Here is a 5,696-nt window from a genome sequence, read left to right as displayed (position 1 = left end):
TGCCGTCGGCCAGCCACTGGTATTTGACTTTGCTTTGGTCAACGCCGTCCTGATCCGCCACTTGTGCGGTGAGTGTTTCGCCTACTTTGGCAACACCGCTGATGGCTACGGTGCCGGCGTGGTTTTGGCCGGGTTGCGGCGGTTGCGGGTTCGGCGCCGGGTAGTTCGGGTCGTCCTGCACGTTGACGGTGATGGTTTTGGCGTAGCTGCCGCCGTGGCCGTCGTTGGTGGTGATTTGCAGGTTGACGGTTTTTTCGCTCGCGTAGTCGAGGTGCTGCCCGGCTTTGAGTTTGAGGGTGCCGTCGGCGGTGACTTCAAAGCGGCTGTCGCTCACGGTGTAGGTGTGGGTGTCGCCCGCATCAGGGTCGGTCGTCGTCAGTTTGCCGATGGTGGCGCCGTCCTTGCCTTCGATGACGTTGTTGTTGGCGAGCTGGATGTCGGTCGGCGCGTGGTTGGTCGAGCTTTGTCCCTGTACGGTGGCGCTGGTCGCGTCATGGCTTTCTTTGTTGCCCGCGTTGTCGGTGTATTCGACTTTGACGGTGATTTTGTGGCCGGCGTCTTCGGCTTTCAGGGTGTAGCTGCTGCCGCTTTCGCCCGCAATCGGCTGGCCGTCGCGCTGCCATTGGTATTTGACTTTGCTGGCGTCGAACTGGTCATCGTCGTGGACTTCGGCGGTTAGTTTTTCGCCCACTTTGGCGTTGCCGCTGATAGCGACGCTGCCAGGATGGTTTTGGCCAGGTTGTGGCGGTTGTGGTGCCGGGGTGCCGTCGGCGACTTTGGCAGTTGGCTGTGAGGTGATGTCTTCATAGTGCCCGGCGCCATCAGTGTAAACGACTTTGACGCTGATGGTTTTACCCAAGTCGCCCGGTTGTACGGTGTAGGTTTTGCCGGTCGCGCCCGCAATGACACCGCCATCGGCAAGCCACTGGTATTTGACGCCGCTCGCGGGAACACCGTCCGGGTCGTTGATGTCGGCGGTGAGGGTCTGGCCGACTTTGGCGTCACCAGTGATTTGCGCGAGGCCGGGGGTGTTTGCGCCGTCGTTATAGGTGACGGTGATGGTCGCCTTGTTGCTGACTTGTCCCGCCTTGTCGCTCACGGTGTATTGCACCGGAGTCGGGTTGCCGGTGAAGTTCGGCTCCGGGGTGAAGGTGACTTTGCCGAACTGGACGTTCCATTCGCCCTGCCCGGCGACGGTGATTCTGGTGACGGCGTTGCCCGCAGAATCAATCAAACGGATGCTGTTCGGGTCGAGGTCGCGCTGGCCGTTGGCATCGATACCGCTGTCGTTGTCGAGGACGTCAATGGTGACTTTTTCTTTCGGGGTGCCTTTGACTTTGTCGTTTTCTGCACGGGGTTTCGGGTCGCTGCCGGGCTGGTTCGGTGTCGGCGGTTGCGGATTCGGCGAAGGCGTCGGCGACGGTGTCGGCGGGTTCGGGCTGGGGTTCGGCGTAGGGTTGTTCGGATTACCGGGGTTTTGGTTGCCCGGATTGTTCGGGTTCGGCGAAGGCACGTTGGGGCTGCCGGGATTGTTCGGCGTGTTGGGCGACGGGCTTGGCGCAGGGTTGTTGTTATTGTTGTTGTTTCCGCCGTTGTTGTTGCTGTGGATTTTCTCGCCGTCGTTATTCTTGGCGAGGCCGATACCGGCGGCAACAAGGCCAACCGCCCCGAGTACGCCCAGCGGCGCCCAGACCGGCTGGTCGGAACCCAGCGTCTGTTCGGCGGCGATTTGTTCGGCGAGGACGTGCTCCGGCGCAGTGGCAACCGGATAACTGGTGAGGCCGCCGTCCGCCTGCAAGCCGACCAGCGCGCCCGGCTGGCTTTGCCCATAGTAGTTTTCGATGACCAGGTCAACGCCGTCATCGAAGGAAACCAGCAGGTTATCGCCCTCGCGCTCGGTGATGAGACCTTCCGGACCGATGCCGGTCGTCTGGTCGGTGAACTGGTAGTAGGCACCATCTACCGCTTCGATGTGCAGCGCGCTGCCTGCGGTGTTGATGTTGTACTGGCCAATGGGGTTGCCGCTGGCGTCGTTCAGGGTGAGGGTGATTTGCTTTGACATACTGGATTCCTTGTAAGTAAAGAAGTTTTTCGGCAATTCCTGTCAGCATTAACTGACTATGACAGCCATTATACAAAAAAATGACTATTTGGTTACCAGTAGATGAAAGCAACAGCCGTGCCAGTTTGCCCCCGCCCCGCGCTGTGCCAGGCGGGGCGGTTTGCGGGTTATTGCGGCTGATATTCGTCCTTGAGGATACCGCGCAGTTTGTCGTAAGGCAGGGTCAGTTCAACCGCGCCATCGGCATAGGCGCCAATGCGGTCGGCCGGCTTCAACCTTCGCCGTCGTCTTCACCCCGTTTCGGCGCGGGGGCGAAGTAGCTGACCAGCAGCAGCAGTACGCCGACGCCGATGAAGGAGACGATGCGGGCGATGCCGTTGCTGTCGCCCAGTTCCACCACGAACAGTTTGACGATAACCACGCCCATCAGCGCCGCGCCCGCCGTCCACAGGCGGCGTTGTTGGCGCTTGTGGCCGCTTGCCATCAGCGCGATGGCGCCGAGCGCCCAGGTGAGGCTGAGGCTGGCTTGTACGCCGAACGAGGCGAGCAGGTCGTGCGCGCGCCAGGGCACACCGAGGTAGTGATGCCAGATGCGCAGGATGTCGAGACTGACGATAATCCAGCCCAACACCGCCAGCGGCAGCGCGCGCGGCAGGGTGGCCGTCCACGCGGTGAGGTCGCTTTGCCGCCACCAGCGCCACAGCAGCCACAGCGCGGCGAGGCTGATGATTTCCAGCGGGTTGGCGAAGGGCAGGTACGGCAGCGGCGGGCTGCTGCCGCTGTGGTGCAGGTTGTAGTAGGCAAGCGTCAGCAGGACGGCCGCCACCAGCGGCAAGGCGGCGCTGCCGTGGTAGGTGTCGCGGTAGCGGTTCGTCCACGCTTGCAGCGCGGGCAGGGTCGGCAGGGTGAGTGCCAGCAGCGGCGCGGTCAAGAGTGCGGGCAGCAACCACAGGCTGTCTGCGCCGAAGATGGCGCTGGCGGCGACGCTGGCGAAGCGCATCAGGTTCAACGTATGCAGGTTGTAGCCGAGCGCGTGTAGCCACGGGCGGACGTAGGCGACGGACGGATGCGGGTCGTGTTCGCTGTGGTGCAGGGTGAGGGCGTGCAGCGCCAGCGCGGCGATGTTCACCAGCAGCCATTCGCCGGGGGCGGCGTCGGCGTGGCCGTAGTAGCCGCTGAGGTAGAGGATGAGCGGGTAGAGCGGCAACCAGGCGAGGGCGAGGCGGCCAGCATCGCGCCAGTCGAAGCGGCTGAGTCCGTGCAGCAGCGCGGCGGTGATGAGCAGCGCCCACACCGCACTGCTGGCAGGAAAGAGGACTGCCAGCCAGGGCTCAAGGGCATAGACGAGTTTGACGCTGCCAAAGAGGAGGAGCGGGGTCGCGGCGAGATAGTGCTGCGGCTCGTAGCGGCGCTGGCGGTCGTGCAGCCAGGCGGTGGCGAGCATGGCGAGGGCGACGGCGGCGAGGCTGGCGGGGTGGCGGTCGGCGAGGAGGGTGGCAAGGAAGCTCGCGGCGAGGGTCAGGTAGATGACGGGGACGGCGAAGACGCGCGTCGCCGGGTGCGGTTCGTCATGCGCGCCGGTGCAGTAGGCATACTGGATGAGGGCGAGGAAGAAGGCGCTGATGGCGACCGGCGGTGCCGCCCATGCGTTCGGCAAGGCGAGCAGCGGCAGGGCGACGGCGGCGCTGTAGGCGGCAATGGCGCTGCCGCGCAGGCCGATGACTTCCCACAGCGGCACCGGTTCGCGCGCCGTCCGCCACCAACCGAGGATATTGGCGCTGCCGCAGGCGGCGATGAGGAGGGCGATGCCGAGCGAGCCTTGCAGCAGGGTTTCGCCGTAGGGGGTGAGGCGGTAGCGGGTAAAGAGGATGACCAGCACGGCGGCGGCGAGCGCCAGCGCGGCCTGACGCGCGATGTCGTTGCCGAGACGCAGGCCGAGGTGATAGGCGGCGCTGGTTTCCACCAGCCACACGGTGGCCGCCCATGCGCCGGGAAGGATGAGCAGCGGCAGCGCGAGAGCGATGAGCAGGGTGCCGAGGAAGACCGCGCCGAGCAGGTTGCGCTCCCACTCCGCGCGCTCGTCGTCGCCCTGCTTCGCGGCGGTGAGGAGGATGGCGATGCCACTCGCTGCCGTAATCAGCGTCGCGCTGAGCGAGCCGTGCAGGACGATGGCGGCGTCCGGGTCGAGGCGGTAATGCGCGAGCAGGGCAAGCACGGCGGCGGCTTGCAACACCAGCGCGCCGAGGCGGCTGATGGGGTTGGCATGGCGCGTCGCCAGAATGTACACCAGCGCCGCTTGCAGGCTCCAGCTACTCGCCGTCCAGCGACCATTGAAGGCGAGCGGAATGGCGAGCAGGACAAACAGCGCGGCGAGCAGCAGGCAGGCCTCACGCAGCGGGCGCAATTCCGCCAGCGGACGGGCAAGCTGGGCGACGCCGCCGTACCACGCGGCGAAAGCCAGCGCCGACCACGCCGCGCCGTAGGGCAGATGGGCAGCGATGCCGTATTGCAGGCCGTAGCAGCCGAGGGCGGTGGCGCAGAGCAGGGTGCTGTCGAGACTGCCGATGCGCTGCAAACCGCGCAGGCAGTAGTCAAAAATCTCGGTGAGCGTGGCATGGTTGGCGAGCGTCGGCAGGTCAGCGGCGGCGGCGCGCTGGCGCGTATAACGCCAGACAATCGCGGTATAAAGCGCGAGATGGTAGATGAGGAACGGCTCAATACTGGCGAACTGCGCCGGGTCATAAAACGCGCCGCCCCAACTGCTGGCAATGGCAAGCGTGCCGCCGATGCCGGTGAGATTAAGCGAGCGCCACGCCTTGAAGCGGGCGATGACGGCGACGCCGCTGTTCAAAAGCGCAAGATACGAAAACAGCGCGACATAATTGCCGCTGCCGCTGGCGGTCAGCACCGGCGCGGCGAGGCCGCCGACAAGGGCGATTTGCGCCAGCACCAGCGCATTCTGCAACACGGCGAGCACGACCAGCAGCGCCGTCGTCGCCGTCATCAACGCGAACGCCACCGGCGGGTCAAGCAGCGCGTGCAACTTCAGCGCCGCCAGCGCGGTCAAATACAAAATAGCGAGCGCCGCGCCCTGAATGGCGAGCGCATAATCGCGGCGCTTCTCGCGCAAATACCAGCCCGCACCCGCCAGCACGGCGGCGGTGGCGGCGACCGCGCAATAACGCAGCGACAGCGAAATATGCACCCGCGCCGAAGCATAGCGCAGCAAAAAAGCGAGACCGAGGAAGAGAATGGCGATGCCCGCCTTCAGCAGCAGGTTTTCGCTGAAAAAGGCGGCGAGCGGCGACGGCTGACCGTCGCGGGCGGCGGCGGCCTTGCGCGGGGCAGATTGAGGCGCGGGAGCGAGAGATATCCGCCGAGCAGGAGGTGGTCGACCGGGCCTACCGCGAGCTCGACCGCCGGCTGGAGTCGGCGCGCGCCTCCCTGGCCGCCACGCAGGCGAGCCCGACCGGCGGCACCCACCAGTCCCGCGGCGAGCGGGACGCCTACGCCGCCCACTACGCCGGGCTCGTCGCCTCCCTGGAGGGGGTCGAGGACCGGCTCGTCTTCGGGCGCATGGACCTGGCCCCCGACGCCGCCGGGGCCGGGGGCACCGGGGCCGGAGGGCGCCACT

2 protein-coding genes and 1 pseudogene are annotated in these 5,696 nt (G+C 65.7%); 1 reads left to right on the top strand and 2 read right to left on the bottom strand.

Translation table 11 applies throughout. From position 1 onward, the window contains the following. Positions 1-2,062: VCBS domain-containing protein (locus Q0349_RS06830; RefSeq protein ID WP_298080125.1), on the bottom strand; the 2,062-nt coding region annotated here is incomplete at its 3' end. Positions 2,063-2,333: 271 nt separating this feature from the next. Further along, a complete protein-coding gene (locus Q0349_RS06825; protein WP_298080126.1) occupies positions 2,334-5,333 on the bottom strand; it encodes a DUF2339 domain-containing protein in 3,000 nt (999 codons plus the stop codon). A 77-nt stretch (positions 5,334-5,410) separates the two neighbouring features. On the opposite strand from Q0349_RS06825, the pseudogene Q0349_RS06820 reads away from it, so the two are divergent. Next, positions 5,411-5,696 (top strand): annotated as a pseudogene (locus Q0349_RS06820) (ATP-dependent DNA helicase); the annotation flags it as partial.

Origin of the sequence: uncultured Cardiobacterium sp., from assembly GCF_938028185.1 — a bacterium.
Taxonomy (GTDB): domain Bacteria; phylum Pseudomonadota; class Gammaproteobacteria; order Cardiobacteriales; family Cardiobacteriaceae; genus Cardiobacterium.
This window is presented reverse-complemented; position numbering and strand designations above follow the sequence as displayed.